This window comes from Nonomuraea insulae, from assembly GCF_042656245.1.
Window position 1 is genome coordinate 58,912 of the sequence record NZ_JBHSPA010000017.1, and the last position, 25,157, is coordinate 84,068.

The 25,157-nt window shown below is 70.7% G+C and carries 24 protein-coding genes and 1 pseudogene; 18 read left to right on the forward strand and 7 right to left on the reverse strand.

What is annotated here, in order from left to right; translation table 11 throughout:
- Positions 1 to 121 precede the first annotated feature (121 nt).
- The 6 genes from ACFPZ3_RS13695 to ACFPZ3_RS13720 are packed head-to-tail and all read left to right on the forward strand — an operon-like array spanning position 122 to position 6,251.
- Positions 122 to 1,210 (forward strand): AMP-binding protein, encoded by a 1,089-nt coding sequence (locus ACFPZ3_RS13695; RefSeq protein ID WP_379514430.1) that lies wholly within the window; start codon positions 122 to 124, stop codon positions 1,208 to 1,210.
- The gene (locus ACFPZ3_RS13700) at positions 1,207 to 1,497 is read left to right on the forward strand and encodes a hypothetical protein (RefSeq protein ID WP_379514431.1); all 291 of its coding nucleotides are present in this window, start codon (positions 1,207 to 1,209) and stop codon (positions 1,495 to 1,497) included. Before ACFPZ3_RS13695 ends, ACFPZ3_RS13700 begins: the two co-directional genes overlap by 4 nt.
- Entirely contained in the window at positions 1,490 to 4,051 is a 2,562-nt protein-coding gene (locus tag ACFPZ3_RS13705) for an MMPL family transporter (RefSeq protein WP_379514432.1), read from the forward strand. Before ACFPZ3_RS13700 ends, ACFPZ3_RS13705 begins: the two co-directional genes overlap by 8 nt.
- Positions 4,048 to 4,575 (forward strand): MFS transporter, encoded by a 528-nt coding sequence (locus ACFPZ3_RS13710; RefSeq protein ID WP_379514433.1) that lies wholly within the window; start codon positions 4,048 to 4,050, stop codon positions 4,573 to 4,575. The genes ACFPZ3_RS13705 and ACFPZ3_RS13710 overlap by 4 nt, the downstream gene beginning before the upstream one ends.
- Complete coding sequence (locus tag ACFPZ3_RS13715; RefSeq protein ID WP_379514434.1) at positions 4,469 to 4,924, forward strand: glycosyltransferase; 456 nt, start codon at positions 4,469 to 4,471, stop codon at positions 4,922 to 4,924. The genes ACFPZ3_RS13710 and ACFPZ3_RS13715 overlap by 107 nt, the downstream gene beginning before the upstream one ends.
- Positions 4,925 to 4,964: 40 nt before the next feature.
- Positions 4,965 to 6,251: a hypothetical protein gene (locus ACFPZ3_RS13720; RefSeq protein ID WP_379514435.1), complete on the forward strand. Its 1,287-nt coding sequence runs from the start codon at positions 4,965 to 4,967 to the stop codon at positions 6,249 to 6,251.
- A gap of 60 nt (positions 6,252 to 6,311) precedes the next feature.
- Here ACFPZ3_RS13720 and ACFPZ3_RS13725 read toward each other — a convergent pair whose 3' ends face one another.
- Positions 6,312 to 7,442, reverse strand: coding sequence for an ROK family protein (locus ACFPZ3_RS13725; protein ID WP_379514436.1), 1,131 nt, complete (start codon positions 7,440 to 7,442; stop codon positions 6,312 to 6,314).
- Between the two features lie 154 nt (positions 7,443 to 7,596).
- On the opposite strand from ACFPZ3_RS13725, the gene ACFPZ3_RS13730 reads away from it, so the two are divergent.
- Positions 7,597 to 9,705, forward strand: a complete 2,109-nt coding sequence (locus tag ACFPZ3_RS13730) for an alpha-galactosidase (protein WP_379514437.1) — start codon at positions 7,597 to 7,599, stop codon at positions 9,703 to 9,705.
- A 111-nt stretch (positions 9,706 to 9,816) separates the two neighbouring features.
- Positions 9,817 to 10,149 carry a hypothetical protein gene (locus ACFPZ3_RS13735; RefSeq protein WP_379514438.1) on the forward strand — a complete coding sequence of 111 codons (333 nt, stop codon included), beginning with the start codon at positions 9,817 to 9,819 and terminating at the stop codon, positions 10,147 to 10,149.
- A 108-nt stretch (positions 10,150 to 10,257) separates the two neighbouring features.
- Here ACFPZ3_RS13735 and ACFPZ3_RS13740 read toward each other — a convergent pair.
- Positions 10,258 to 10,659, reverse strand: a pseudogene (locus ACFPZ3_RS13740) (RNA-guided endonuclease InsQ/TnpB family protein); the annotation flags it as partial.
- 131 nt (positions 10,660 to 10,790) lie between these two features.
- Here ACFPZ3_RS13740 and ACFPZ3_RS13745 point away from each other — a divergent pair.
- The 3 genes from ACFPZ3_RS13745 (at position 10,791) to ACFPZ3_RS13755 (ending at position 13,610) form a co-directional block, all read left to right on the forward strand.
- Positions 10,791 to 10,961: a hypothetical protein gene (locus tag ACFPZ3_RS13745; protein WP_379514439.1), complete on the forward strand. Its 171-nt coding sequence runs from the start codon at positions 10,791 to 10,793 to the stop codon at positions 10,959 to 10,961.
- A gap of 71 nt (positions 10,962 to 11,032) precedes the next feature.
- A complete protein-coding gene (locus tag ACFPZ3_RS13750) occupies positions 11,033 to 12,412 on the forward strand; it encodes an ATP-binding protein (RefSeq protein ID WP_379514440.1) in 1,380 nt (459 codons plus the stop codon).
- Between the two features lie 10 nt (positions 12,413 to 12,422).
- Positions 12,423 to 13,610, forward strand: coding sequence for a tetratricopeptide repeat protein (locus ACFPZ3_RS13755; protein ID WP_379514441.1), 1,188 nt, complete (start codon positions 12,423 to 12,425; stop codon positions 13,608 to 13,610).
- Here the strand turns inward: ACFPZ3_RS13755 and ACFPZ3_RS13760 are convergent.
- Positions 13,607 to 14,587, reverse strand: coding sequence for an aldo/keto reductase (locus ACFPZ3_RS13760; RefSeq protein ID WP_379514442.1), 981 nt, complete (start codon positions 14,585 to 14,587; stop codon positions 13,607 to 13,609). The genes ACFPZ3_RS13755 and ACFPZ3_RS13760 overlap by 4 nt on opposite strands.
- Before the next feature lie 62 nt (positions 14,588 to 14,649).
- Here ACFPZ3_RS13760 and ACFPZ3_RS13765 point away from each other — a divergent pair, with 62 nt between their 5' ends.
- The 3 genes from ACFPZ3_RS13765 (at position 14,650) to ACFPZ3_RS13775 (ending at position 16,999) form a co-directional block, all read left to right on the forward strand.
- Positions 14,650 to 15,528, forward strand: coding sequence for a LysR family transcriptional regulator (locus ACFPZ3_RS13765; protein ID WP_379514443.1), 879 nt, complete (start codon positions 14,650 to 14,652; stop codon positions 15,526 to 15,528).
- A 30-nt stretch (positions 15,529 to 15,558) separates the two neighbouring features.
- Entirely contained in the window at positions 15,559 to 15,759 is a 201-nt protein-coding gene (locus tag ACFPZ3_RS13770) for an EF-hand domain-containing protein (protein ID WP_379514444.1), read from the forward strand.
- 64 nt (positions 15,760 to 15,823) lie between these two features.
- On the forward strand, positions 15,824 to 16,999 hold the full coding sequence (locus ACFPZ3_RS13775; RefSeq protein WP_379514445.1) for an RsbRD N-terminal domain-containing protein: 1,176 nt from the start codon (positions 15,824 to 15,826) through the stop codon (positions 16,997 to 16,999).
- Between the two features lies 1 nt (position 17,000).
- Here ACFPZ3_RS13775 and ACFPZ3_RS13780 read toward each other — a convergent pair whose 3' ends face one another.
- Positions 17,001 to 17,414 carry a PPOX class F420-dependent oxidoreductase gene (locus ACFPZ3_RS13780; RefSeq protein WP_379514446.1) on the reverse strand — a complete coding sequence of 138 codons (414 nt, stop codon included), beginning with the start codon at positions 17,412 to 17,414 and terminating at the stop codon, positions 17,001 to 17,003.
- Positions 17,415 to 17,512: 98 nt separating this feature from the next.
- Between ACFPZ3_RS13780 and ACFPZ3_RS13785 the strand changes: the two genes are divergently transcribed.
- Positions 17,513 to 19,174: an alpha-amylase family protein gene (locus ACFPZ3_RS13785; protein WP_379514447.1), complete on the forward strand. Its 1,662-nt coding sequence runs from the start codon at positions 17,513 to 17,515 to the stop codon at positions 19,172 to 19,174.
- Here the strand turns inward: ACFPZ3_RS13785 and ACFPZ3_RS13790 are convergent.
- Entirely contained in the window at positions 19,161 to 19,754 is a 594-nt protein-coding gene (locus ACFPZ3_RS13790) for a TetR/AcrR family transcriptional regulator (RefSeq protein ID WP_379514448.1), read from the reverse strand. The genes ACFPZ3_RS13785 and ACFPZ3_RS13790 overlap by 14 nt on opposite strands.
- 67 nt (positions 19,755 to 19,821) lie before the next feature.
- Between ACFPZ3_RS13790 and ACFPZ3_RS13795 the strand changes: the two genes are divergently transcribed.
- From ACFPZ3_RS13795 to ACFPZ3_RS13805, 3 genes are read left to right on the forward strand one after another with little or no spacing between them, the layout of a single operon-like run.
- Positions 19,822 to 20,553, forward strand: a complete 732-nt coding sequence (locus tag ACFPZ3_RS13795; protein ID WP_379514449.1) for an SDR family NAD(P)-dependent oxidoreductase — start codon at positions 19,822 to 19,824, stop codon at positions 20,551 to 20,553.
- Positions 20,554 to 20,562: 9 nt separating this feature from the next.
- Positions 20,563 to 21,321, forward strand: coding sequence for an alpha/beta fold hydrolase (locus tag ACFPZ3_RS13800; protein WP_379514450.1), 759 nt, complete (start codon positions 20,563 to 20,565; stop codon positions 21,319 to 21,321).
- A 25-nt stretch (positions 21,322 to 21,346) separates the two neighbouring features.
- Positions 21,347 to 23,101, forward strand: coding sequence for a bifunctional metallophosphatase/5'-nucleotidase (locus ACFPZ3_RS13805; RefSeq protein WP_379514451.1), 1,755 nt, complete (start codon positions 21,347 to 21,349; stop codon positions 23,099 to 23,101).
- On the opposite strand, the gene ACFPZ3_RS13810 is transcribed toward ACFPZ3_RS13805, so the two are convergent.
- Both ACFPZ3_RS13810 and ACFPZ3_RS13815 read right to left on the reverse strand, forming a co-directional pair.
- Positions 23,098 to 23,838: a cytochrome d ubiquinol oxidase subunit II gene (locus ACFPZ3_RS13810; RefSeq protein WP_379514452.1), complete on the reverse strand. Its 741-nt coding sequence runs from the start codon at positions 23,836 to 23,838 to the stop codon at positions 23,098 to 23,100. The two genes, ACFPZ3_RS13805 and ACFPZ3_RS13810, sit on opposite strands and share 4 nt — an antisense overlap.
- Positions 23,839 to 23,848: 10 nt before the next feature.
- On the reverse strand, positions 23,849 to 25,099 hold the full coding sequence (locus ACFPZ3_RS13815) for a cytochrome ubiquinol oxidase subunit I (RefSeq protein ID WP_379514453.1): 1,251 nt from the start codon (positions 25,097 to 25,099) through the stop codon (positions 23,849 to 23,851).
- Between the last annotated feature and the right edge of the window lie 58 nt (positions 25,100 to 25,157).

Below are 25,157 nucleotides of genomic sequence, written 5' to 3' on the forward strand. Positions count from 1 at the left end.
TGTGGTTATTCCTTGTCATGCGAGTGACAAGACCAAACGCGGAATGTGCTGGTGTTTGGCAAGAATCGCGCCTGTTTCTCCCGTAATTTTCTAGGTCCCTGTTCGCGGTGAGGGGACCGGCATGTTGATCGCTCAGGTGGCCCGGTGGGCCAGGGAGATCCCGCGGGCGCCCGCGTACACCTTCGTCGATCATCTCGGGGACGGCTCGCGTGCGACGCTCACCTGGAGCGGCGCGGACCTCAAGGCCAGGGCGCCGGCCGTGCGGCTGCGTGAGCTGGCCGGGCCGGGGGACCGGGTCGCGGTGCTGGCGCCGCAGGGGCTGGACTACGTGGTGGCGATGCTGGGGGCGATGTACGCGCGGCTCGTCGCGGTGCCGCTGTTCGCGCCCGGGCTGCCGGGGCACGCCGAGCGACTGGCCGGGGCTTACGCCGACGCCGATCCCCTCGTCGTGCTCACCACCACGGCCGCGCTGCCCGGCGTCACCGAGTTCCTGGCCACCGTCCAGGCGCCGAAGCACGTGCTCACCCTGGACACCGTCTCCGACCTGCTCGCCGACGAGTGGGAGCCCGACCCGGCCCGCCCCGGCGACCTGGCCTACCTGCAGTACACCTCAGGCTCCACCCGCACGCCCGCCGGGGTCGAGATCACCCACGCGAACCTCACGGCCAACGCCACCCAGCTCTGGGAGATGTTCAGGGCCGAGCCCAGGACCTCGGTCGCGGCGCTGTGGTTACCGCTCTTCCACGACATGGGGCTGATCGCCACCGTCGCGATGCCGATGATGGGCGGGAATCTGGCGGCGTTCATGGATCCGGTGGCGTTCGTCATGCGGCCCGTGCGCTGGTTGCGGTTGTTGTCGGAGTTCCGCGACGTGTTCACCGGCGGGCCCAACTTCGCTTATGAATACACCGCCGCCCGTGTCAGCCCCGCGGAGCTGGTCGGGCTGGACCTGTCCGGGGTGCGGGTCATGCTGAACGGCGCGGAACCGGTGCGCCCAGGCGCGATCGAGGCGTTCGACGCGGCCTTCGCCGGGTGCGGGCTGCGGCCCGAGGCGCACACGCCCGCGGACGGGCTGGCCGAGGCGACCGTCTTCGTGGCCGCCACGGCGCGGGACGAGCGGCCGGTCGTGACCGCGTTCTCCCGCGACGCCCTGCGCGACGGGCGGGCGGTGCCCGCCGCATCTGGCCCCCTGAGCAGGACATCGAGGTGACCGTGCAGGAGGCGCACCCGGCGGTGCGGCGGGATCGGGTGGCGGCCTTCTCGGCGCCCGGCGATGCGCGGGAGCGCCTCGTGGTGGTGGCCGAGCGGTGGCGGGCCGGGCTGGAGGCGGACGCGGGTGAGGTGAGCCGGGCGGTACGGGCTGCGGTCATGAAATATCACGACCTGTCGGTGCACGACTTCGTGCTGACCAGGGCCGGGGCCGTGCCGAGGACGTCGAGCGGGAAGATCGCCCGGCGGGCGTGCCTGCGGGCGTACCTGGAGGGCGCCCTTGTTTGAGCGGGTGGGCCGGCTCGTCTACCGAGGCCGGTGGACGCTGCTGGTGCTGACCCTCGCGGGGGCCGTCCTCGTCGCGCCACTGGGGCTGGACCTGTTCGGGCGGATGGCGGACGGCGGCTTCGAGGACCCGCGCGCCGACTCCACGACCTCCGCCCAGTGGAACGACTCCTGGTACGGCGGCCATTCGCCCGACGTCGTGGTCCTCTACCGGCATCCGTCGGTCAAGGTGCGCGATCCCCGCTACAGGAAGGCGGTGCACGAGTCGTTGCGGGCGCTGCCGGGGCGGTACGTGCGGGGGATGGTCACGTACTGGACGACCGGGGCGAAGCGGATGGTGTCCGAGGACGGGCACGCGACGTACGCGGTCGTCACGCTGAAGGGGGATGAGCGGCGGGCCTACGCGGCCGTCGCCGCCCGGCTCAGGAACGTCGAGAACCTGTACGTCTCCGTCGGCGGCGCGGTGCCGCTGCTCTCCGAGCTCAACGACCAGACCGCCGCCGACCTCGCCCGCGCCGAGGCCATCTCCATGCCGGTGCTGCTGGTGCTGCTCGTGGTGGTGTTCGGGAGCCTGGTGGCGGCCGGGCTGCCGCTGCTCGTGGGGCTGCTCGCGGTGCTCGGCGCGCTCGTCCTGCTGCGGCTGCTCACCGAGGTCACCGAGGTCTCCGTCTTCTCCCTGAACGTCGTCACCATGCTGGGGCTCGGCCTGGCCATCGACTACTCGTTGTTCGTGCTCAAGGCGTTCAGGGAGGAGATCGGGCGCGGCGCCTCCACCGAGCAGGCGGTGGTGCGGACGATGGCCACGGCCGGGCGCACCGTGGCCTTCTCCGGGCTGACCGTGGCCACGTCGTTGCTGGGGCTGCTGCTGTTCCCGCAGATGTTCCTGCGCTCGATCGGGCTCGGCGCGGCGGCGGTGGTGCTGGTCGCCGTGGCGGCGGCGTTGATCGTGCTGCCCGCCGTCCTGGGGGTGCTCGGGCCGCGCGTGAACGCCCTGCGCCTCACCCCCGACTTCGGGCGGCGGCCCTCCGGCGGCGGGCTGTGGCACGCCGTGGCCTCCAGCGTGATGCGGCGGCCCGTGGTGTACCTGGTGGCGGTGACCGTCGTGCTGGTGGCGCTGGCGGTGCCGTTCCTGCACGTCAAGTTCGGGAACGTGGACCACCGGGTGTTGCCCGCCGCCTCCGAGAGCCGCCGCGTGGCCGAGACGCTCGACCGGGACTTCGCCAGGAACTCCATGGCGCCCGTGGACGTCCACGTGCTGGTCGTACGCTCCTTCACCGGCGAGCCCGCCCTACCGGGGCCGCTCGGGCAGGGGCACACGCCGATCAGCGCCGTCACGCCGGTGAGTCCCGTCGATGTACGGCCCTTCGTGCGGCGGCTGGAGCGGCTGCCCGGCGTCACGGGGGTCGAGGTGGCCGGGGTCTCGCAGGATCACGGGGCCGTGCGCCTGGCCGTTCGGTACTCCCAGGACCCGATGTCGGACGCGGCCAGGGCGCTCGTACGGTCGATCAGGGCCATGGCACCCGAGCCGAACGCGCGGCGGGTGGTGGTCGGGGGATCCACCGCCGCGCAACTGGACCTTCAGGACAGCTTGCTGGCCACCTTGCCGTGGATGGCGCTGGTGGTGTGCTCGGTCACGGGGGTGCTGCTCTTCGCCGCCTTCGGGTCGGTGGTGTTGCCGGTGAAGGCGCTGTTGATGAACGTGTTGTCGATCGGGGCCTCGTTCGGGGTGATCGTCTGGGCCTTCCAGGACGGGCATCTCGCCTCCGTTCTGGGGTTCACCTCCACCGGGGCCATCGAGGCGACCGTGACCGTGCTCATCCTGTCCGTGGTGTTCGGGCTCTCGATGGATTACGAGTTGTTCCTGTTGTCGCGGGTGCGGGCGGAGTGGGTGCGTACCGGGGACAACGCGGCGGCGGTGGCCTCCGGGTTGCAGCAGACGGGCGGGGTGATCACCAGTGCGGCGTTGTTGCTGCTGGTGGTGATCGGGGCGTTCTCCACGGCGGGGATCACGATCGTAAAGCTGCTCGGGGTGGGGATGTTCGTGGCCATCGTGGTGGATGCCACGCTGGTGCGTGCCCTGCTGGTGCCCGCGTCGATGCGGTTGCTGGGCGGGGCCAACTGGTGGTTGCCGCCGTCGTGGCGCCGGCTCCATCGGCGGGTCTCCCTCCAAGAAGGCGCGCCACCGCCCGGGAGCGCCCCACCCGGGAGCGCCCCACCCGTGAGCGCCCCACCCGTGAGCGCGCCGCTCAGGAGCGCGTTACCGCTCACGGGAGCGCGGCCGCCCGCCTCAGCGCCGCCGCCCGCCGTTGGGCCGTCGCCCGCCGTTGGGCCGTCGCCCGCCGGCGTGCCGGCGCGTGCCATCGCGCCGCCGCCCGAGGCCGTGCTGCCCGCGCTGACCGTCAACGGGCGGCCCGCCGTCTTCGGCGCGGACACCGATCCCGTGCCGTTGCCCGTCGAGCCCGCGCGGCCGGAGTGGGTGCGGGTGGCACAGGGACGTACTCGCGTCGTGCGGGCCGATCCCCACGGTGGGTGGGCGTGGGCGGAGGTGGACGAATGAGCGTGGTCGTCAGCCGGCCGTCCGTCAGGGTGTGGCCGGTGTTCCTGGTGACCGGGCTGGCGGGGTTCATGACCACGCTGGACAACACGGTCGTCACCGTCGCGCTCCCCAGCATCCAGCACGATCTAGGCGCCCGCCTGACCACCCTGGAGTGGGTCGCCACCGGCTACATCCTGACCTTCTCCGGCCTCATGCTCGCCGGAGGAAGGCTGGCCGACGTCTGGGGGCATCGGCGGGTGTTGCTGGCGGGGCTGGGCACGTTCACGGCGGCCTCCTTGGGCGCGGGGCTGGCGGGCTCCATCGAGGTCCTGGCCGGCGCGCGTCTCGTCCAGGGCGCGTTTGACCGGCGGAGATTGTTCCGGGATCGAGGAGTTTCTGGCGGCCGGGGCGCCGCCCGTGTTCGTGGGGTTCGGGAGCATGGTGCCGGGGGAGCCGGAGCGGGTCGGCGCCGAGGTGGTCGCGGCGCTGCGGCGGGCGCGGATGCGCGGGATCGTGCAGGGGTTGCCCGTGAGTCCTGGCGATGACGTGCTGGTGGTGGGGGAGGTGGCGCATGACGTGGTGTTCCCGGGGATGGCGGCCGTCGTTCACCATGGCGGTGCGGGGACCACGGGCACGGCGCTGGCGGCGGGGGTGCCGAACGTCGTATGCCCATTCTTTTCGGACCAGCCCTTCTGGGGGCGCAGGGTGGCGGCGATCGGGGCCGGGCCGCCGCCGTTGCCGATCAGCTCGCTCACCAGGGACGAATTGGCGGCGCGGCTGGTTTCCGTACCTGAATATCGGGTGAAATCTGCGCAACTAGGGCGGCTACTCGCCGTTGAGAACGGCGTGAAGAACGCCATAGACCTCATTGAACGTTGTAGATCGTGCGGATAGTGTGCATATGCCCACGATCACCCCCTGGAAGTTAGGTGCCATGAGACGGCGGCTACGGCAGGTCTTCATCATCGGACTCACCCTCTCGCTCCTTGGCATCGGCGTTCCCGCGTGGTCGGAGGACGACGACAGGAGCTGCAACGACCTCATGGCCGCCGACACCCCGGCCTACGTCGTCTGCACCTGGATGGCCACCCCGGAAGAGGCCCTGGACATCGCGAACTTCTGGCTGAGCGACGACGGCCAGAACCTGAAGGACGCCGGGCCGATGGACCCGATCACCATCGACTGTGACGAGCCGGGCACCGTGTGCCCGACCGACTCAGAGGGCGACGGCGAGATGCACGACGTCGGCGACCCCGACGTGCCGGGCGCCGAGGACGGCGGCACCCCGGAGTGCCAGAACGGCGAGCAGTGCTACACCGACCCGAACGCGATCACCGAGGCCGAGAAGGCCGCCGCCATGGAGACGCCGACCGGCAAGGCCGCCCAGGCCGGGGTGCAGACCACCATGCGGGTCTGGATCGAGACCGAGCTGGCCGACGACTACAAGGCCGGCAAGCTCGACGAGGCCGCCAAGAAGATCGCCGCGCTGGCCGTCGCGCAGCCCGGAGTCGTGGGTGTCAGGTTCACCTCACAGCTCGGCTACAACGACACCTTCGCCACCGCCGAGGAGCTGGACAAGTTCGTCACCGAGACCTCGGCCGCGCTGCGTAAGCTGCTGCCGGGCAAGAAGTTGTCCGCGCACACGGTGGTGCCGGTGCTCGGTTGCGGCGCCAACGACTCCTGCAAGACCGAGATCACCAAGAAGTACCCGCTGCTCGACCCCGACCGCGTCGGCGCCTGGCTGAGCCAGGGCTACATCGACCAGCTCTCCCTCGACAACGGCAACCTGGGCACCGAGTACGCCACCTGGAAGATCGACGCCGCCGAGGCCCAGCGCAACCAGTGGATCCAGGTCCGGGCCCGCGCCTGGGACGCCTACGCGCAGATCGCCGCCGAGGACGCCTCCTTCACCGGGACCGCCCAGCTCACCGACGAGCAGGCCACCAAGGCCATCACCGAGCGCATCGCCGCCCCGCTGCAGGACGACGCCGCCGAGACGGTCACGTTGTGGAGCCGGTGGCAGAACGACCAGGGGCAGGTCAACCGGGTGTACGGCGAGAAGTGGGCGGCCAGCGCGACCTGGGAGCAGCTCAAGAAGCTCGGCTCGGTCCGTGCCCGTCTGGCCACCATCTACGACCCGGCCAACCCCGAGGTGGACGTGGCCACCGACCTGAAGAACCTTTCCGAGGTGTTCGGGCAGGTCTACCTGCACGCCGCCTGACCTTCTCCGCGTTACGGCCGGGTCCCGCCCATGGTGGCGGCGCCCGGCCTTCTCCTTTGGTCAGCGGTGCGACAGCAGATGCTGGAGAGCGGTGACGGCCGCGCCCCTGGCCCACTCGTTGAAGGCGAAGGGCTTGACGGCCACCCGTACGGGGGTGGAGGTCCAGTGGGTGTGCCCGGCGAGCGCGGTGTGGAACGCCTGCGCGCACACGTCGTACATGTGGACCGACTCGCCGGACAGGACGACCAGCTCGGGTCCTGTGAGGTTCGCGACGGTGGCGACGACCTGGCCCAGGGCGGCCCCAGCCTCGTCCAGCACGCGGCGCGCGACGGGGTGGCCGTCGGCCGCCAGCGCCAGGCAGTCGTCGAAGGTGAGCTCGGGCCGGTCGAGCGTGGCGGCGATCGAGCGGCGGATGGACGGGGAACTGGCGTACGCGCGGGCGCACCCGCGATGGCCCCGCTCGCACATGGGGCCGCGGTCGTCTATCCGCAGGTGACCGACCAGCCCCGTGGCGCCGGACTGCCCGGTGACCAGCCGGTCGCCGAGGACGAGCCCGCAGCCGAGGCCCGCCCCGACCGTGACCAGCGCGAACGACGAGTGCCCCACGCCCTCGCCGAACCACTGCTGTACGGCGGTCAGCGCCCGCACGTCGTTGTCCAGCACGGTCGGCACGGACACCGCCTGCTCCACCAGCGTGGCCAGCGGCAGCTGACTCCAGCCGAGGAACGGCGAGGTGTGCACGACCGGGTCACCCGGCGTGGCGGTGCCGGCCAGGCTGATGCCCACGGCCGACAGGGGCCGCCCCGGCACGGTCAGCTCGTCGACCACCTCGGCGATCTGGCCGAGCACGTGGCCGATCTCGTGGCCGGCCAGCGGCCTGGAGGTCTCCCGCTGCACCTGGGCCGCCAGGTCGGTGCGTACGGCGAACAACTCGTCGGCCGTCAGCTTGATCCCGGCGAACGACATGCGCGAGGCGTCCACCTGCAACGGGCGCGACGGCCGCCCGACGGTCGCCGGGCCTTCGCCGGCCGCCTCCAGCAGGTAGCCAGCCTCGATGAACGGCCTGGTCAGCTTGGTCAGCGCGGACGGTGACAGGGCCAGCCGCCGCGCCACCTCCGCCCTGGACAGGGGGCCGTGCACGAGCAGCTCGACGAACACCGATCGCATGGAGTCGGTGGCGGTTGAGAACACGGGGCCATGGTTCGTCGGGTTTCTTCATGTTGTCAAGTAATCAGCGGCACGGATCAGGCTATGAGGCCGTATGGCATCCTCTTTCATTGACCGCGTGCACTAAAGCGGGTTAGTCTCCAGCCGCCTGATCGATCCAGCAGCTCGGGGGACGCCGATGCCTGTCATTCCGCTCGACGACCACCACTGGGCGCTCACCACGCCCGGCTCCACGTACGTCATAGGCGTGGAGATCGATCCGCACACCGGTGAAGCCGCGCCGCGCCAGACGTACTGGGGGCCCCGGCTGAGCCCCGAGGCCGCCCGCCAGGTCACCGGCCTGCCCGAGCGGCACGTCACCAGCTTCTCCACGCCCGCCGAGGTCGAGGAGCTGCTGCCGGTGGACGGCGGCACGCGGTGGGGCTCGCCGTCCCTGCAGGTCACCTTCGGCCACGCGCGCTCGGCGGAGCTGCGGTTCGTCCGCGCCGACCTCCAGGACGGGCGGCTGGACCTCGTGTTGGCCGACGCCTCCCACCCGTTCGAGGTCGTGCTGTCCCTGCGCGTACGAGAAGACACCGACGTCATCGAACGCTGGACCACCGTCAGGGCCGGCACAGAGGTGGCCGTCACCCGGCTGGACTCCGGCAACTGGTTCGTCCCCGACGCGGCGGCCTACCGCTACAGCGGCGTCTTCGGCACGTGGGCCGAGGAGTCGCAGCTCCAGCGCGGTCCGCTGCCGGTCGGCGAGCTGGTCTTCACCAGCCGCCAGGGCATCACCAGCCACGTCGCGAACCCATGGGTGATGATCGACGCGGGCGAGACGACCGAGGAGCACGGCGAGGTCTGGGGCGTCGCCCTGGCCTGGAGCGGGAGCTGGCGCCTGACCACCACCCACCGGCCGGAGGGCGGCGTCGGCGTCTCGGGCGGCTTCGGCCACGACGGGCCGCGCTGGACGCTCGCGCCGGGCGAGGAGCTCATCACGCCTTCCGTGCTCGGGCTCTACTCCCGCGGCGGTTACGGCGCCGCCTCGCGCGCCTGGCACGCCTACGCCCGCGAGCACGTGCTGCCCACCTCCGCCGAGGAGCGGCCGGTGTTGTACAACTCGTGGGAGGCCACCACGTTCGCCGTCACCGAGGCGCAGCAGCTCGAACTGGCCAAGACCGCCGCCGCGCTCGGCGTCGAGCTGTACGTGATCGACGACGGCTGGTTCGGCCGGCGCGACGACGACACCACCTCGCTGGGCGACTGGTTCCCGCACCGCGAGCGGTTCCCCGAAGGGCTGCGCGGCATGTTCGACGGCATCCGCGAGCTGGGGATGCGGGGCGGGCTGTGGGTGGAGCCCGAGGGCCTCAGCAAGGAGAGCGAGCTGTACCGGGCGCGTCCCGACTGGGCCCTGCACCTGGAGCACCGGCGCCGGGACGAGAAACGCGGGCAGCTCGTGCTCAACTTCGCCCGTGAGGACGTACGCGACTGGGCGCTCGGCTGGCTCGACCGGCTGGTCACCGACCTCGGCCTCGACTACCTCAAGTGGGACATGAACCGCCCCTTCACCCAGGCGGGCTGGCCCGAGCGGGAGGCCGGCCAGGACCGGGTCTGGATCGAGCACACGCGCGGCGTCTACCGGGTGATGGCGTCGCTGCGCGAGCGGCACCCCGGGTTGCGGATCGAGTCCTGCGCCGGTGGCGGGGGCCGGGTCGACTTCGGGATCATGCGGTACACCGACGAGGTCTGGCCGTCGGACAACACCGACGCCCGTGACCGGCAGACCGTACAACATGGGTTCTCCCAGCTCTATCCGGCCGGCGCCATGTCCGCCTGGGTCACCGACTCGCCCAACCCGAGCACCCGCCGCGCGATGCCGCTGCGTTACCGCTTCCACGTGGCCATGGCGGGCGTGCTCGGGATCGGCGGGAACCTGTCGGAGTGGACCTCGGGCGAGCTGGAGACGGCGGCCGAGCTGATCGCCCAGTACAAGCGGGTGCGGGCGACCGTGCAGCACGGGCTGCAGTACCGGCTGGCGGGCACGCCCGGCGCCGAACGCTCGGCGGTGCAGTACGTACGCGGCGGGCAGGTCGTGGTGCTCGTCTACAACCCGCTCGGCAACGCCAGACGCGGGCCGCGACGGTTGCGGCTGACCGGCCTCGACCCGGAGGCGGTGTACGAGCTGGAGGGCGACGGCTCCCGCTGGTACGGCGCCACGCTCATGGCCTCGGGGATCCGGCCCGCCGCGTGGGAGCCGATCGGGCCCGACCATCGCAGCGACCTGGTGGTGCTCAGGAAGGTCTGACCAGAGTGGACCTGTACCCGTCCGACGGCCGCGTGAGACGTTGAGCCGTGGGGCGGGTCGTCGTTTCGCGGCCCGCAGGGGGTAACACATTTTCCTCAAGGGGGCTTCATCATGTCCGAAGACTTCGCCAAGCTGCCGCCGGCGACCTCTGTCCGGTTAATCGACTTCGACGAGGCGCGGGTCGTTCCCGGCATCGTGCCGAACACGTTCATCCTGGTCGTCAGCGGCACCAAGCCGTACCTCAACATGAAGGTCAGGCTGTCTCCGCTGGTCTACATCCGGCAGCCGGAGTTCTGGGGGATCGAGGTCGTCGGCTCGCTGCCCGGCGTCGGCCTGCCGGCCACGGCTCCCTACACGGTGTCGATCCCGCTCGACGGCATCCTCGGCACCAAGGGGATCGAGGTCATCGGGGCCACCACCCGTAAGACCTTCGAGGTTCCCTAGGCCCCCAGGGCCTTGCGGATCATCGGGTACGACCTCGTCAGCTTCTCGGCCGTAAACGACCGAGCTTGCAGCTCCTCGCCGTCGATGGCGTCGACGGTCTGGTCCGCGTCAGGCAGTGTGACTCACTGCCCAGCCCGTCGCACCGCGTGCGGCGATGTTGCGGGCTGCGTTGACGTCGGCGTGCTCAGCGAAGCCGCACGACGTACACGAAAAAGAGGCTTGATCGAGCCGGTTGCCGCGGTCCACATGCCCGCACGAGGAGCATTGCTGGGAGGTGAAGGCAGGATCGATGTGGATGACGGCGACCCCGGCGCGGGCCGCCTTGTAGCCGATGAAGCCGCCCAGCTGGTGGAAGCTCCAGGAATGCAGCGTGACCCGCTGGGGCTTGCGAAGCCGTACCCGCTCGCGGATGCCCCGCAGGTCTTCCAGGGCGATCCCACGTCCGGTGCGTTCTGCCTCGGTCACGATCTGCTTGGCGATGACATGGTTGGTGTTGGCGGCGAACCGCGCTGGCGCGCCGGGCGGGTCCAGTTCGCCCGGGAGGCTGTTGGTGCCGCTGGAGAGGTAGAGGCTCGTCCCCTTCAGGTTCGCGGCGAGGGCCAGGGGGGTCGTTCGCCACCCAGAACCCCACACTCTCGGCCGTGTACCCGCTGGCGCGCACGGCGGAGGCGGCCCGCGCCGTACAGCTCAACCAGCACGTGGGGAAGGTCGGCGTGCTGGCCCTGGCGCCCGAGGAGGGGCTCGGCGTCGAGGACCGGGAGTTGCGCGAGCGCGTCGGGGAGGACCGTCTGCGGCTGTTCCGTCAGGAATAACTCCAGGTAGGGGGATATTCGGTATCTTGCATAGTCCGAGATGACCGAACCGCGACAGAAGGGAACGGCACGTGTCCGACGATGCCGGCCTTCAGGCGCTCCGCGATGCGGCGCGCCTATCCCCGGACAATCTGCCCCTCCGACGGCACCTGGCCGGGCAACTCCTGGCGAAGGGCTACCTCGCAGAGGCCGAGGCCGAATTCCGCGCCGCTCTCATGCTCGCCCCCAAGGACCTCGACATCACCGCAGGACTGGCGGAGGCCTTCGTCCGCCAGAGCTCGCACGGGGCCGCGCTGGCGGCGCTCGAACCGCTGCTGGCCGAGCCCGGCTACCCGCCCAGGTTCGGCGTGCTGGCGGCCAGGGCGCTGCTGGGTGAGGGTGACACCGGGCGGGCGGCGTACCGGTACTTCGAGGCGATCTCCCGGGACCCGTCCCTGGCCGACGCCGACCTCGCCACCCGCCTGACGCCCCCACCGGCCCCGTCGTACGCGCAACCAGGAGCGCAACCAGGAGCGCACTCAGGAGCGCCGCTTCTCACCAACGCTTCCGCCTCCGCGACTGAGCCTGAGAGCAACGCCGAGGTGGAGTACGCCGGCCTGACGTTCGCCGACGTCGCGGGCATGGAGGCGGTGAAGGAGGCGCTGCGGATCAAGCTCCTGCTCCCCCTCCAGCAACCCGAGCTGTTCGCCGCGTACGGCAAGCGCGCCGGCGGCGGCGTCCTGCTGTACGGCCCTCCGGGAGCGGGCAAGACCCACCTGGCCAGGGCGGCGGCCGGCGAGCTCGGCGCGTCGTTCGTGAACGTCGGCCTGGCCGACATCCTCGACATGTACGTCGGTTCCAGCGAGCGCAACCTGCACGCCACCTTCGACATGGCCCGCCGCAACCGCCCCTGCGTGCTGTTCTTCGACGAGGTGGACGCGCTGGCCGCCCGCCGCTCCGACATGCGTCAGGCGCACACCAGGCAGATCGTCAACCAGTTCCTGGCCGAGCTCGACGGCGTGGACCAGAGCGCCAACGAGGGCGTCCTGGTGCTGGCCGCCACGAACGCCCCCTGGTACGTGGACGCCGCCTTCCGCCGCCCGGGCCGCCTCGACCAGCCGGTCTTCGTGCCGCCGCCGGACCAGGCCGCCCGCGCGGCCATCCTGCGCATCCTGTGCCGCGACAAGCCCCTGGCCGAGATGGACTTCGACGCCGTGGCCAGGGTGACCGAGCACTTCGTCGGCGCCGACCTCAAGGGCGTCGTGGACCGGGCGGTGGAGGCCAAGCTCCACCAGTCGATCAGCGCGGGCCGTCCCATCCCGCTGTCCACGCCCGATCTGCTGGCCGCCGCCAAGAGCCTGCGGCCCACCGCCGTACGCGAATGGATGGCCACCGCCCGCAACTACGTCATGCACGCCAACGACTCCGGCGCCTGGGACGAGCTGATGCCCTGGGTCAAGGGCAAGTGGTGAAGGGCAAGTGGTGAAGGTCGGGGATCCGATCCAGCGGGCGCGCACGCTCCTGCAGATGCGCCGCCCGGCCGACGCCGAGCGGGAGTTGCGCGGCCTGCTCGCCCAGGAGCCGTCCGACGTCAACGGACACGCCCTGCTGGCGCTCGCCCTGATCGAGCAGCGCCAGGTCGCCGAGGCCGTCGAGGAGGCCCACGAGGCGGTGGGGCTCGCGCCCGACCAGTGGTTCCCCCACTACGCCGCCGCCCAGGTGTACTACCGCGCCCGCCGCCCCGAGGAGGCCATGGCCGCCATCCGCGCGGCCCTGGACCTCCAGCCCGAGTACGCCCCGACCTGGGAGCTGCTGTCGCGGACCCACATGCTCAAGGGCGAGTGGCCGCTGATGACCGACGCGGCCCGGCGTGGGCTGGAGATCGATCCGCAGGACTCCGACCTGGTGAGCCTGCTGGCGCTGGCGTACGTCAACCTGGGCGAGGCGGGGCAGGCCGATGCCGCCGCCGCGCACGCCGTACAACTCGATCCGGAGAGCCCGACCGCGCACTTCGTCTACGGGCTCACGGCGCTGAGGTTCGGCGATCCCCGGCGGGCGGCGGAGGCGTTCCGCGAGGTGTTGCGCCTCGACCCCGGGTACGGGCAGGCCAGGGACCTGCTCGTGGCGGCGCTCAAGCAGCGCAACCCGCTGTACCGGTGGTTGTCGCGGCTGCGGGGCCGCTTCCCCGGCGGCTGGCGGCTGATCTTCCTGTTGCCCGCGGTCCCGCCGGTCATCGTGATCTTCATCATCCTCGCCTTCCTGCACTGGGTGGCGTGGGTGGCCGAGTCGTGGACCACGTTGCGGCTGGCCAGGGCCAGGGCCACCCGCCTGCTGTTCGAGGGCGTCGAGGCGCGGGTGGCCGTGGTGTCCTGCTGCCTGGTCGGGGTGGGCGCGGTCCTGCTCGGGCTGGGCCTCGCGATGGGCTGGGACGCGGTCGCAACGGCGGGTCCGGCCGTCATGGCCCTGGTGACGCCCGCCCAGGAGGCCGCGCACACCGGCTCGCCGCGGCGGCGGGTCGTCCTGTACGGCTGGGCGGGCCTGCTCGGCGTGGCCGCCGTCGTCTCGGTGGTCGTCTCCGCGCCGGCCGTGGCGCTGCTCGGCATGTACGCCGCGCTGGCCACGGTCTGGCTGGCGACCCTCGTACGGGGCAGGCCGGCGGCGGCGATCTAGAGCAGTGTCCCGCCGCTCACCTGGAACCTGCCCAGGGCCTCGTCGATCCTGGCCAGGGTGTCGGGGTGGAGGGTGAGGCCGGCGGCGGCCAGGTTCTCCTCGATGTGGGCCGGGGTGCGGCTGCCGGGGATCGCCACCACGTGCTCGTCCTGGTGCAGCAGCCAGGCCAGGGCCAGCTGCGCGGGGGTGATGCCCAGGTGCGTGGCCAGCGCCCTGATCGGGGCGTAGCGGTCGTTGTTGCCGGCCAGGTTCTCGGCCGAGAAGCGGGGCGCGTTGTGGCGGAAGTCGCCCTCGCCGAGCTCCTGCACCGTGCCGGTCAGGAAGCCGTTGCCCAGCGGGCTCCAGGCCACGATCCCGACGCCCAGCTCGCGCGCCGTGGCCAGCAGGTCGGCGTCCACGGGGCGCCACATCGACCACTCGTTCTGCACGGCCGCCACCGGGTGCACCGCGTGCGCCGCCCTGAGCTGGGCGGCGGTCACGTTGGACAGGCCGAGGTGCTTGACCAGGCCGTCGCGCACCAGCTCCGCCATCGCCCCCACGGTCTCCTCGATCGGCACGCCGGGGTCGGGGTAGTGGGCGTAGTAGAGGTCGATCGCGTCGAGGCCGAGGTTGCGCAGGCTGCGTTCGGCGTAGGGGCGCACCAGGTGGGGGGCGGCGTTCACCTGGAGCTCGCCGAAGGCGTACCCGACCGGGTACGACCGGCGCGCCTCGCCCTCCGGGATCGCCAGGCCGAACTTGGTCGCGACCACCACCTCGTCCCTGCGGCCCTTGATCGCCCGGCCGACCAGGCGCTCGTTGTGGCCGTTCGCGCCGTAGGCGTCGCTGGTGTCCACGTGGGTGCCGCCCGCGTCCAGCGCCGACTTGATCGCGGTCTCGGACCGGGTGTCGTCCACCTCGCCGTACACGCCGGGCGACAACACCATCGCGCCGAAACCGATCGCGGGAACCTGCAAGCTGCCAAGAGTGCGTGTCTTCATGGTGTCGATCCTGCCGCCGGGCGCGGTCGCGTGTCCAAGACCTTTTGCTATAACCAGTGGCTATGGACGTGCATTTGCGTGAGTTGCGGTATTTCGTGGCGGTGGCCGAGGACCTGAACGTGACCAGGGCCGCCGAGCGGCTGTTCGTCTCCCAGCCCGCGCTGTCGAAGCAGCTCAGGGTGCTGGAGCGGCAGCTCGGGTTCCAGCTGTTCGAGCGGGTGCCCGGCGGGGTCGTGCTCACCAGGCAGGGCGCGGTGTTGCTGCCGGTCGCCCGTGACCTGCTCGAACGGTGGGGCGCCGGGGCGGAGGCCGCGCGGGCGGCGGCGCCCACGGGGACGCTGGTGATCGGGATGCAGACGGCCGTGGGGCGAGGGTTGCAGCAGGAGGCGCTGCGCCGGTTCAGGGCCGCGATGCCGGGGTGGGAGGTGTCGTTGCGGCTGGTCGGATGGGATGACCCCAGTGGCGGGCTGGCCGACGGGTCCTCCGGTGTGGCGTTCATCTGGTTGCCGGTGCCGCCGGGGCTGAGGACGTACGTGCTGGCCACCGAGCGGCGCGGGGTCGCCATGCCGGCCGATCACCCGCTGGCCGAGCTGGCGGAGATTCCGTTCTCGGCGCTGCGCGACGAGCCGTTCATCGCGTTGCCCCCGGCGGCGGGGCCGCTGCGGGACTTCTGGCTCGGGCTCGACGCGCGGGAGGACGAGCCGGTCATCGGGGTCACCGCCAACACGCCCGAGGAGGTGTTCGAGGCCGTGACCAGCGGGCTCGGCGTCGTCCTGGTGGCGGAGGGCAACGCCATGTTGTACAACAGGCCCGGCATGGCGTACCGGCCTGTTACAGGGCTGCCTCCCGGGGAACTGGCCATTGCCTGGCGCGAAGGGGATAAGAGCCCACAAGTCACTGCATTCATCGACGCACTACGGCAGGCCGCTACTAAGGTCTGACCCGATATCGGATCAAAGGAAGGCGCATCCATGAGCGACTACGAGACCACCTTCAACCTGATCGACGCCGACAAGGACGGCCGCATCTCCGCCGTCGAGCTCGTCCGGCTGATGGAGGTGCTCGGCCAGCCCACGACGCTGGAGACCGCACAGGAGGGAGTGCTCAAGCTGGACAAGGACGGCGATGGCCTGATCGACATCGAGGAGTTCAGCGCTTTCCTCCAGAAGTGATAAGAAACAAGCACTTGCTGCACATTCTTCTGTTGCCTGGGTCACAATGGCGGCAGGAGGGACGATGGCCATCAAGAGTGACAACAGCGAGAGCCGTACACCCGCGGACATCGTGCGCACGCTCAGGTCGGGCATCGGCCGGGTCTCAGAAGAGGTGATCGAGGAGATCCAGACCCGCATCCCCGAATACGCCCGGCCGTCGGACGAGATCTACATGAAGGTCGTGCGGATGACGGTCGAGCAGGCCATCGAGGGCTTCCTCGACCGCGTCGAGAGCCCTGACGCCCCCTGGGACCCCGAGCCGTTCCGCATGATCGGCAAGGGGGAGGCGGCCGAGGGCCGCAACCTGGAGCCGCTCCAGGCGGCGATGCGGCTCGGCGCCCGGGTCGGCTGGCGGCGCCTGACCGAGATCGCCGGCCCGCTCGGGCTGAGCCCCCAGTCCCTGTACGACCTGGGCGAGGCCATCTTCGTCTACCTCGACCAGCTCGCCGACGCCGCGGCAGAAGGCTTCGACGAGGCCAGGGCGCACGCCGCCGGCGAGATCGACCGACGCCGCGGCCGCCTGCTCGACCTGCTGCTCAGCCGGCCGCCCGCCGGTTCAGAGGCCATCGCCGACCTGGCCAAGGCCGCCGGCTGGCGGCTGCCGAGGACGGTCGCCTGCGTGGCGCTCGACGACCAGCACGGCCGGGTGCCCCCGCTGCCGCCCGACGTGCTCACCGGCCATGAGCGAGCCGTGCCGTGCCTCCTGGTGCCCGACCCCGCGGGGCCGGGCCGGGCGCAGACGTTGCAGCACGCCCTGCGCGGTCGCCGCGCGGCCATCGGCCCCGGCGTTCCCCTGGTCTCGGCCGCGACGTCGCTGCGGTGGGCCGGGGAGGCGCTGGAGTTGTCGCGGCGCGGCGTGCTGCCTCGTGGGCTGCTGCGGTGCGAGGACCACCTGGCCACGCTGGTGGTGTTCAAGGACGAGGAGCTGGTCAGCGCGCTGGCGGAGACGCGGCTCGCGCCCCTGGCCGACCTGCGGCCCACGCAGCAGGACCGGCTGGCGGAGACGTTGCTGGCCTGGTTGCGGCACGGCAGGGGCGCCGGTGAGGTGGCGGCCAAGCTGCACGTGCACCCGCAGACCGTGCGCTACCGGCTGCGGCAGCTTGAAGAGTTGTACGGCGACCAGCTCGCCGATCCGGACATCCGGTTCGAGCTGGAGATCGCCCTACGGGCCAGGCAGGCGGCCAGGACGCCGCGCTGAGCTACCCGTGGACGGTGCGCCTCGACGCGTACCAGGTGTCGCCGACCGGCTCGCCGGCCAGGTTCCAGCTCCACGAGATCGTCGGCGTGACGCGCGCGTACAGGCCGGGCCCGACCATGCCGACCCGCTCCACCGGCGGCTCGGCCAGGCCGTAGACGCGCACGCCACGGGCCACGAACGGGTCGAAGGACGGCATGTCGTCCACCACCAGCGCCACCTTGCTCGCCCCCGCCCCGATATTGCGAAATTTCCTGGTACGCAGCACCTGCGCGCCGGACCCGCCGATCCAGAAACAGCTCCCGTCGAACTCGAAGGCCACCGGCACCACGTCCGGCTGCCCGTCATCGGACAGCGTCGCCACCCGGGCCAGCGGCTGCGACCGGAGGTAGGCGATCTCTTCGTCGGTGAACGACATCACGGATCCTTCCTGGGGACGTTTACCTCTATACGAACGGGATCTACCCAGATCGACAGGCCGTGGATGAGGGCGGCCGTCGGGGGTAGCGGGAGGCGATGCGACTGACGTACACCTCCGACGTCTGGCACAAGAACGCCGTCATCTACTGCTTGGACGTGGAGACGTTCAAGGACGGCAACGACGATGGCGTGGGCGATTTCCGTGGCCTGACGCAGCAGATCGACTATCTCGCGGGGCTCGGCGTGACCTGCCTCTGGCTCATGCCGTTCTTCCCCACCCCCAACCGGGACGACGGGTACGACATCACCGACTTCTACAGCATCGATCCGAGACTGGGCACGCTGGGCGACTTCGTGGAGTTCATGCGCACCGCCCACGACCGCGGCCTGCGGGTGATCGCGGATCTCGTCGTCAACCACACCTCCGACCGGCACCCCTGGTTCGAGGAGGCGCGGTCGGGCAAGGACTCGCCCCGCCGCGACTGGTACGTCTGGTCCGACACCCCGGAACCCGACAATCCCGAGCAGATCGTCTTCCCCGACAAGGAGAACAGCGTCTGGGAGTACGACGAGAGCTCCGGCCAGTACTACCTGCACAGCTTCTACCGCCACCAGCCGGACCTGAACGTGGCCAACCCCGAGGTCAGGGACGAGATCACGCGCATTCTCGGCTTCTGGATGGAGCTGGGGCTGTCGGGGTTCCGGGTGGACGCGGTGCCGTTCCTCATCGAGAACGTCAACCCGAAACTGGCGAACCCGCACGAGTTCCTGGCCGACCTGCGGGCGTTCATGTCGCGGCGCATGGGCGGATCGATCCTGCTCGGCGAGGTGAACGTCCCGTACAAGGACCTGCTCGCCTACTTCGGCGACGGCCTGGGCGACCAGATCACCATGTGCTTCGACTTCATCGGCATGCAGAGCGCCTGGTTGTCGATGGCCCGCAACGACGCGACCGCGCTGGCCACCGCCCTGCGCGAGCGGCCGAAGCCGCCCAAGGACTGCCAGTGGGCCATGTTCCTGCGCAACCACGACGAGCTCACCCTCGACAAGCTGACCGAGGACGAGCGGCGGGAGGTCTTCCAGGCGTTCGGGCCGAGCCCGGACATGCAGATCTACGGGCGCGGGCTGCGCCGCCGCCTGCCGAGCATGTTCGGCGGCGACCTGCGGCGCGTGAAGATGGCCTACAGCCTGCTGTTCTCGTTGCCCGGCACACCCGTGATCTTCTACGGCGAGGAGATCGGGATGGGGGAGAACCTGGAGGAGGAGGGCCGGATGGCGGTCCGCGTCCCGATGCAGTGGTCGGCGAGCGGCGGGTTCAGCCAGGCGGAGCCGGTACGTAAGGACCCCGAGGGCTCCTTCGCCCCCGACCGGGTGAACGTGGCCGACCAGAAACGGGACACGAACTCGTTACTGCGCTGGTTCCAGCTCCTCATCGAACGCTACCGTGAGTGCCCTGAGCTGGCCTGGGGCGAGCACACGGTGCTGGACACCGGCCACCCGGCCGTCCTGGCCCACCGCTGTGACGCCGACGGCGCCACGGTGGTGGTCGCGCACAACCTCTGCGACACGGCGGTCGACGTGGAGCTGCCGCTGGACGGACTGGACGGCTGCCGCCTCACCGACCTGCTGGTGGACGGGACGCTGGAGGTGTCGGGGAAGGGCGTGGCCCGGCTGGCGCTGGACCCGCACGGCTGCCGCTGGCTGCGCGCCGCACCCCCGGACATCCCCCCGGAGGACGCCTCGGTCAAGTCCCTGTGACCGGATAGGCGGACATGGCGAGGGTGGCGACGGCGAGCAGGTCCTCATGGGCGGCGCCGTCGCGGGACTGGGTGGACATGCCCTGGATCACCGAGGCGTAGAACGTCGCCAGCCCCGCCGTGTCCGTCCCCGGAGGCAGCCGCCCGGCCGCCGCGTCCTCGTCGATCCGCCGCCTGATCGCCGCCTTGGCCTCCTCCCTGAACCCCCGCAACAACTCCTCCACCTCGGCCGACTCAGGCCCGCAGTTCACCGCCGCCGTGATCACCAGGCAGCCTCTGGGGCGATCGGTGTGCGCGTACTCGGCCGCCGCCTCGCGCAACACCCGCTCGACGGCCCGGCGTCCTGTGGGCTCCTCGGCCAGCGCGCGGGTGGTGAAGGCGCCGTAGGTCTCCTGGTAGCGGCGCACCGCCTCCTCGAACAGCCGCCGCTTGTCCCCGAAGGCGGCGTACAGGCTGGGGGGCCTGATGTCCATCGCGGCGGTCAGCTCCGCGACCGAGGTCGCCTCGTAGCCGTGCCGCCAGAACGCGAGCAGCGCGCTCTCCAGCGCCGCTTCCCTGTCGAACGCCCGTTGTCTGGCCATGCGCACATTCTATAGCGATCGCTATGTTATCGTGCTTTATCGATCGCTAAAGAAAGGAGACCGGGTGATGAAGACCGCACTCGTGACGGGAGCGAGCAGGGGGATCGGCCGCGCCATCGCGCTGCGCCTGGCCGCGGACGGCCTGCGCGTGGCCGTCAACTACGCCAGGAATGAGGCGGCGGCCAAGGAGGTCGTGGGCCTGATCGAGCAGGCGGGAGGCAGCGCGTTCGCCGTCCAGGCCGACCTGGGGGTCCAGGAGGACGTGCGGCGCCTCGCGGACCGGGTCGCAAGCGAGACGGACACGCTCGACGTGCTGGTCAACAACGCAGGCATCGGCATGTCCAAGCCCATGACGCAGGAGGACGAGGAGGCGTACGAAAGGATCTTCGCCGTCAACGTCAAGGGGCTGTTCTTCCTCACCCAGCAGGTGTTGCCGCTGGTTCCCGACGGCGGGCGGATCGTCAACATCACCTCGGGCGTGGCCCGCATCGCCTTTCCCGAGGGCATCGCGTACGCCATGACGAAGGGCGCGGTGCAGGTGTTCACCCTGGCCCTGGCCAAGGAGCTGGGCCCGCGCGGCATCACGGTCAACAACGTCGCGCCCGGGATCATCGACACCGACACCAACGCCTGGCTGCGCGGTGACCCGGCCGCGCGGGCGTACGCGGCGAGCAGGCACGCGCTCAACCGGCTCGGCCGCGTGGAGGAGATCGCCGCGGCCGTCTCGTTCACCGCCTCGCGTGACGCCTCGTTCATCACCGGCACCACCATCGACGCCACCGGCGGCGGAAACCTCTAGGAGCACGACATGCCCACCGCGACCCACGCCTCAGGCGCCGTCCACTACCACCGGGCCGGCAGCGGCCCCGGCCTGGTCATGGTGCACGGCACCGGCGGTGACGCCGTCAGCAACTACGCCCACCTCGTCCCCGGCCTGGCCGACGTCCGCACTGTGATCACCCCCGACTACGCCGGCAGCGGCCAGACCGCCGACCCGGGCGGAGACCTCACCCTCGACCTGCTCGCCGGACAGGTCGCCGCCGCGTTCGAGGGCCCCTCCGACCTCGTCGGCTTCTCGCTGGGAGCGGCCGTGGCGGCCAAGGTCGCGGCCGAGCGGCCCGAGCTGGTCAGGCGGCTGGTGCTGATCGCGGGCTGGACCCATCTGGCGGACTCACGGCTGGAGCTGGGCCTGCGCACATGGGCGCGGCTGGCCGGCACCGACCCCGAGAGCTTCGCCGCGTACGGGCCGCTCGTCGCGTTCAGCCCCGGGTTCGTCGGCTCGGTGGGCACCAAGACGCTGATGGAGGGCGAGCCCCCGCACGGCACCCTCCGCCAGATCGAGCTGGACCTGCGCGTGGACATCAGGGACCTGCTGCCGAAGATCACCGCCCCCACCCTGGTCGTCGGCAACACCCAGGACCACCTGATCCCGGTCGAGCACGCCCGCGCCCTGCACGCGGCGCTGCCCGGCAGCGAGTACGCCGAGCTGGACAGCGGCCACGTGGTCCTGCACGAGCGCCCGGCCGAGGTCACGGCCTTGATCAGGAAGTTCGTAACCGGCGGGTAAATCCGGCACGGTAATCTCCAGCTTCATGCAGACCAAGAAGCTCGCCCTCACCGGGGCCGCCGCACTGTGCGCGCTGGCCCTGGTGGCGCCCCCCGCGCAGGCCGGGCCGCCGGCCGAATCGGTCACGGTGACGGTGATGGGCACGTCCGACATCCACGGCAACGGTCTCAACTGGGACTACTTCAAGGACAGCGGCTACTCCGACAGCCAGGGCAACAACATCGGCCTGGCGAAGGTGTCCTCACTGGTCAACAAGATCAGGGCCGAGCGCGGAGCCGACCACACGCTGCTGTTCGACTCGGGCGACACCATTCAGGGGACCCCGCTGGCCTACTACTACGCCAAGGTCGAGCCGATCACCCAGGGCGGTCCGATCCACCCGATGGCCAAGGCCATGAACGCCATCGGCTACGACGCCGTGACCCTGGGCAACCACGAGTTCAACTACGGTCTGCCGCTGCTGGCCACCTGGATCAAGCAGATGAAGGCCCCGGTGCTGGGCGCGAACGCGGTCTACGACAAGTCGGGGCTGCCCGCGTACAAGCCGTTCGTGATCAAGACGATGAAGGTCAAGGGCGAAAAGCCGATCAAGGTGGGCGTGCTGGGTCTGACCAACCCCGGCGTGGCCATCTGGGACAAGGCGAACGTCGAGGGCAAGCTGCGCTTCACCGACCTGGTCGCCTCGGCGAAGAGGTGGGTGCCGGTCATCCGCGGCCTCGGCGCGGACGTGGTCGTCGTGACCGCGCACGCGGGCGACAACGGCATGTCCTCCTACGGTGGTGACCTGCCGATCGAGAACGCCTCCGCGCTGGTGGCCGAGCAGGTGCCGGGCATCGACGCGGTGTTGTTCGGGCACGCGCACAACGAGGTCGCGCAGAAGTTCGTGACGAACAAGACGACCGGCAAGCAGGTGTTGCTGACAGAGCCGGCCAAGTGGGGCCAGCGTCTGTCGGTGCTCGACTTCCAGCTCGCCAGGCAGCGCGGCAAATGGGTGGTCACCGGCAAGTCCTCCGCCACGCTCAACACGAACACGGTCGCGGAGGACCCGAAGATCGTCGAGGTGCTGAAGCCGCAGCACGACACCACGGTCGGCTACGTCAACAAGGTCGTGGCCCAGTCGGCGCAGAACCTCTCGGCGGCCGAGTCTCCTTACAAGGACACGCCGATCCTCGACTACATCCAGCACGTGCAGGAGGAGACGGTCAAGCAGGCGCTGCCGGACAACACCCTGCCGGTGTTGTCGATCGCCGCGCCGTTCAGCCGCAGCGCCGTCTTCCCCGCCGGTGACATCCGGGTCAGGGACGTGGCCGGCCTGTACGTCTTCGACAACACGCTCATGGCCGTCAAGCTGACCGGCGCGCAGATCAAGGAGTACCTGGAGTACTCGGCCAGATACTTCAACCAGCTCGCCCCGAACGACCCCGTGGACGTCACCAAGCTGACGAACGCGAACAACACCCCCGACTACAACTACGACCAGCTCTCCGGGGTCGCGTACGACATCGACGTGGCCAAGCCGGCCGGCCAGCGCATCGCCAACCTGACCTACGAGGGCGCGGCGATCCCCGCCGACAAGGAGTTCCTGGTCGCGATCAACAACTACCGCCAGTCGGGCGGCGGCGGCTTCCCGCATGTCACGGCCGCCGAGGTGGTCTACAACGCGCAGGTGGAGATCAGGCAGGCGCTGATCGAGTACGCCACCGCCCAGGGCACCATCGACCCGTCGGACTTCGCCGTCTCCAACTGGAAGCTGACCAGGGACGGGGCGCCCCTCTTCTAGAGATAGGAAGGGCCGCTCACCCGGTGCCTGAACGTCCACCACACCCACGCCTGGGAGGCCACCAGGAACGGGATCAGCGTGAGCATCACCGGCACCAGCAGCGGCCCCGACGTGCCGGGCTCCAGCGGCAGCCGGAGCCCGGCCAGCGCCCCCACCGCCACCAGCGCGGCCGAGGTCAGCGTATAGGTGCGCGCCTCCCCGGCGCCGCCCGACAACACCGCCGCCCGCTCCCGCAACGTCCCGCGCAGCCGCAGCGCCGCGAACGTCAGCCCGTGCGTGCCGAACAACGCGGCCACGACCAGCGCGGGCAGCAGCGCCACCGGCCCCTCGACGCCGAGCACCAGGTTGGCGAGCAGAGCGCCCCAGCTCAGCGCCAGCCCCCAGCTCCCGGCCACGATCGCGCCGTCCCAGCACGCCTGCCAGCGCTCGCCGGGCACGCGCCCGCGCAGCCACAGCCCCATGTCACGCACCACCCACGCCAGCAGCAGCGTCACCACCATGGTGTGGTTGCCGTGCAGCACCTCGCCCTCAAGGGCGGGGAACAGCCCCGCCAGCACACCGGCCGCCGCCACCAGCCACACCTCGTTGCCCAGGAAGAACGGCGCGATCGCGGCGATCACCTCACGCCGCTCACCCGCCGACCTGCCCAGGTACGGCAGCGCCATGCCCACCCCGATGTCGGCCCCGGCCAGCACGAGGTAGCCGAAGGTGAAGAAGGCCAGAATCAAGATCTCCATGTACGGCTCCTCAGAACGTGGGGGCGGGAACGGGGAGGTCGATCGGCTGGTCGCCCAGCGCCACCGCGCCGGGACCGCGTCTGGCGTGCCGGGCCAGTAGCCAGTAGTTGACCGAGATCAGCACCGCGAACACCGCGACGAACCCCGTCAGCGAGAAGATCGTCTGGCTCAGGGTCATCGGCGACATGGCCTCGGCCGTGGTCAGCAGCCCGTACACGGCCCAGGGCTGCCGCCCCATCTCACGGAAGAGCCACCCCGCGATCATGGCCGTGAACGGGACCGGGATCATCCACGTCAGCAGCCGGTGCCACAGCCGGAACCCGTACACGACCCGCCGGAACGGCATCAGCAACCAGCTCAGCGCCGCCACGAAGGACAACACCGCCCACAGCGTCATCATGGTGATGCCGGAGGTCTGCACCCAGCCCAGCGACGGCAGATAGTCCCCCGGCCCGTGCAGGGCCGTCATCTCGGCCTGGACGTCGGCGAGCAGGCCGGTGTCGCCGGCCCACGCCGCGATCTTGTTCGGCTGCAGGGTCTCGAACCCGAAGCCGCCGAAGGTGACCGTGAAGAAGGTGGCCGGCAGCGCCACGAGCATCCCCGTCCGCAGCGACTTGCGGAAGAAGTCCTGCTCGGAGGTGCGCTTACGCAGGTGGTACGCGCTCACCCCGGCCATGAAGAACCCACCGACGATCATCGCGCCGCCCATGATGTGCCAGAACGCCACCTGCGCCGCCGGGTTCGTCACCATCGCGCCGAGGTCCGTCAGCCGCATCCGGCCGCCGTCGAGCACGTGACCCACCGGGTTCTGCAGGAAGCCGTTGGACACCATGATCCAGAACGCCGACGCGTACGCGGTCAGCGTCACCACCCAGATCAGCGCCAGGTGCGCCCACCGGTTCAGCTTGTTCCAGCCGAAGATCCACAGGCCCAGGAACGTGGACTCGACGAAGAACGCCACCATGGTCTCGATCGCCAGCGCCGAGCCGAACACGTTGCCCGCGTAATCGGTGAGCCCGCTCCACGACAGCCCGAGCTGGAACTCCATCACCAGCCCGGTGACGATGCCCATCGCGTAGTTGATGATGTACAGCTGGCCCCAGAACCTGGTCATCCGCAGGTGGAGCGCGCTGTTGGAGAACGTCGCCCTGGTCTGGAGGAGTGCCACCAGCGTCGCCAGGCCCAGGGTCAGTGCCACGAACAGGAAGTGCGCGCCCGCGGTGAGCGCGAACTGCAGGCGGGCAAGGTCCAGGGTGTCCATGTTCCCGAGCTTCGGGGTACGGCACCGGCCGCCGCGTCATGCCTGGACCGACACCTGG